The sequence below is a fragment of the Cedecea sp. genome, from assembly GCF_036500665.1.
In the GTDB taxonomy this organism is placed as follows: Bacteria; Pseudomonadota; Gammaproteobacteria; order Enterobacterales; family Enterobacteriaceae; genus Cedecea.
The window spans coordinates 1-3105 of the sequence record NZ_DASYBS010000161.1 but is presented as its reverse complement, the minus strand read 5'-3'; the positions used below and the strand labels follow the sequence as shown (position 1 = coordinate 3105).

3 protein-coding genes and 2 pseudogenes are annotated in these 3105 nt (G+C 46.4%); all 5 read right to left on the bottom strand.

Going from position 1 to position 3105, the window contains the following annotated elements; genetic code table 11:
* Window positions 1–333 (bottom strand): hypothetical protein (locus VGM55_RS25265; RefSeq protein ID WP_331637084.1); only part of this gene is annotated, 333 nt, incomplete at its 3' end.
* A gap of 113 nt (window positions 334–446) precedes the next feature.
* Complete coding sequence (locus VGM55_RS25260; protein WP_331637083.1) at window positions 447–1595, bottom strand: hypothetical protein; 1149 nt, start codon at window positions 1593–1595, stop codon at window positions 447–449.
* Between the two features lie 224 nt (window positions 1596–1819).
* The gene (locus VGM55_RS25255; protein ID WP_331637082.1) at window positions 1820–2197 is read right to left on the bottom strand and encodes an antiterminator Q family protein; all 378 of its coding nucleotides are present in this window, start codon (window positions 2195–2197) and stop codon (window positions 1820–1822) included.
* 13 nt (window positions 2198–2210) lie between these two features.
* A pseudogene (locus VGM55_RS25250) lies at window positions 2211–2543 on the bottom strand (DUF968 domain-containing protein); the annotation flags it as partial.
* A gap of 120 nt (window positions 2544–2663) precedes the next feature.
* A pseudogene (locus VGM55_RS25245) lies at window positions 2664–2933 on the bottom strand (helix-turn-helix domain-containing protein); the annotation flags it as partial.
* Between the last annotated feature and the right edge of the window lie 172 nt (window positions 2934–3105).

Below are 3105 nucleotides of genomic sequence, written 5' to 3'. Positions count from 1 at the left end.
CTTCATTTTTTGCTGGAGGACGGTGACCTGGTTAAGGCCATAAATATCTTTTGTTTTGTATTTCTCTCCAGAGTACAGACTTAACAGATTATCTTTTCTGTTGTAAACAGAAATACCACTCAGGGAAAACCCTGTACCAAGACCATACGCATTGTGGGTTTGCATAGGAGTATAGCTGAGGGCCAGATTAACTTTAGGGCCGACGACCTCACAGTCTGAAAGTTCGTTAAAATTAAAGTGAAAACCAAATAATCCGGTGCGTGGGTCAACGTTATTGCCATTTGCACCGAAAAAATTATCCGCCTGAGTATAAACACCGGCATTCTGTTCCATTCTTAATCTCCTGATGAATATCATAACAAGGTAGCCATGCCCGAACAAGCATGGCTACGCCAGACGACATCACATATTGAATAATTTGAAAGTCTGACTGAAGAATCTAACGCTTACGGAAATACTTTATGGTCGTAAATGCCTAACTCCCCATCAATATTTTTAGTATCGAGATAAAATATGCCTTCATTGCCGTATTGATCGTAAGCAGTAATGCTGGTATGGAAATACTGGTGCCACGACGTCATAGGGCCGTTCGGCAACTTATTAAAAATTGTATTCCAGTAAGCATCATGGTGAATTGCAGTACAACAGAAATAGTTTTTCAGGGGAGATTCGTATGGCTTAATCCGATAATAAAAGTCAAAACCACCGTTGCCGTGACCATCATTACCATGTGCATCCTCAGATCGTTTCTTAACCGAAAACCCTTTCAGATTTTTATCGCGATTATTAAAATCGTGAATTACAACCGCATGAAATTTACGCCATGAGTCTGGATACTTCCAGCCAGACAACCCAAGATACTGCTGATTGCCAGAATAATTCGAAGGCTCAAAATTAATAAAATCGAAACCACTTTTCGCACAGGACAGATGATAATTATAAGTATAGACGTATGTATCTACACCCGGTCTGTTATCGATTTGAGAACGAACCTTATCGGGAGTCTGGTTTTCCATCTTCTCCCATTTAACATCTTCTCTTTTGTAATTAACAGGCGCCAGTGCGCGAATATTTACCGCACTGACTGGAATAGAAGCTATACTTCCGCTGGTGTCGATTTCTCCGCCCGGGAGAGACGATGATTTTAAAACCGCGACAATATCACTTCCAGCACTATTTTGCTGATTTGCAGAAACATAATAGGTGACATAGACCGTTCCGTCATCTGCCCTTACTGTAGTCGGCTGCACACTATCGAGAGAGAGTCCATAATTAGGAGCCGCAAGGCAGTATTTATTTTTTCTGTCATCATAACTCAACGCCCCGCTGGTATTACGCCAGCTGAGCTGTTCCCCCACACCAGCACTTGCACGTTTATAATATAAATAAAGATTTTTTTTCACATTATCTTCATTCAGATCCAGAGGCTCGCCATCACTACCATAAGCTTTCAGACTGATAACTACAGGAACCTGATTACGGGTGTTAGCATAAATACTCTGACTTACTGATGATGGAGTGTTTTCAAATTCAATCCTGAAAGTCTCCACACCTGCAATTTGATTCACATCGGCATAACTGGATAGCATTTCCATAATAACTCCTGATTAATTACAAATAACAACCACAAATAAACAACCCGCAGCAAGCAGCAGGCTGTTGATATTAATTCATTCACTTCGCATTGTTTTACTTTAAGCGTCGCAAGCGACGAGGAATAAGCTCCTCAGAGATTTAAGCATTCTGGCGTAGCAACCACGCTTAACAGAATATGCGTTTTTTTACGTACGTAAACTTTTTTATCTGTCAGTCACCTGGCCTAGCGAGAAACATATTTATCCATCTCAAGCCGGACATCGAGCATCATTAACATACCGTCAATGACGCCTTCAGCCTTTTGCAACTTTTTACCAACATGGCCATCTGAACAGCCATGCTTCCGCGCCAGCGACATGAACGTCATGCCCGTTACGTAATAGTCCATCAGCAAATCGTGGAGGTCGCAGTTGTTTTTATTCAGACGGGCCATACAGCCACAGATAACCATCGCGTCATCATCACAGCATTGTGGCCGGGATTGTATTTTCAGTGGAACAAGCCCCTTAAAACCCGCGGCAATACCTGACCAGACAACATCTTCATGATTATTTGCAGCCCACGCCCCCCATCGCTCTAATACCCGTTGTATGTCACGCACGGTGCTCTCCTGATCAGGCCAGAACCCCAAGCGCAAATGCCCGGTCCAGCAGGTTGATAATCATTTCCGGCTGAGTGCCGTGGTTGTTTTCGAACGTTCGCCGGTCGCGGTGCAGTTCGTCGTGGTGCCTCCGGCACAGCGGAATGGTCAGGCTGTCATGGGCCTTCGTTCCCGTTCCGCCCTGCCCGTATCCGGTGAGGTGGTGAGCATCATCAGCTGGCATTCCACAGCACTGGCAGGGCTGCGCTTTAACCCATTTCAGGTAGGCAGGACTTTCCCAGCGAATGCGTTTCGGCCTGGCAAACAGCGTTTGCGGTGATTCAGGCTCCACCCGCAGTTCAACAACCGTTTTTGCTTTGGTGACCGCGGATGGCGGATGATTGTGACAGGGCGCTGTTATCTTCGGGCGTGCGCTGGTGGCCAGTGTCGGTGCTTTATCCCCCGCAAGGGTGATGCCGCGTGAAATCCCCCGGGCGACGGTGATAACGCCTTTACGCTCAAGTGCTCTCAGATGTTCTCTGGCAGCATTAGGCGAACTCACTCCCAACAGGTCAGCAAGTTCGCGGGCCGTGGGCGGATATCCTCTGGCATTGATGAATACAACCAGCAGGTCAAGGGTTTCCTGCTGACGCGGGGAAAGCGAAAGTATTTTTTCCGGATGCAACAAAACAGCAGGGGAGCCTGTCGGGCTTCCTGGCTGAGGTAACTCAAATTTTTCAGAGGTGATTTGCGCCATGGTGGTCTCCGCGGCGCAGCAGGTTTACTTTTACTGGTTGTTCAGGCCAGTTGACTGATTATACCACGGGGTCAAAGGGTGGAGAAGGACGATAGCCGGCTTTCTCCAGCATCATTGTAAAGAAGGACGGAGAGCCCACAATCTCATCGTCCCTGAGCGGCATAAAAGAACA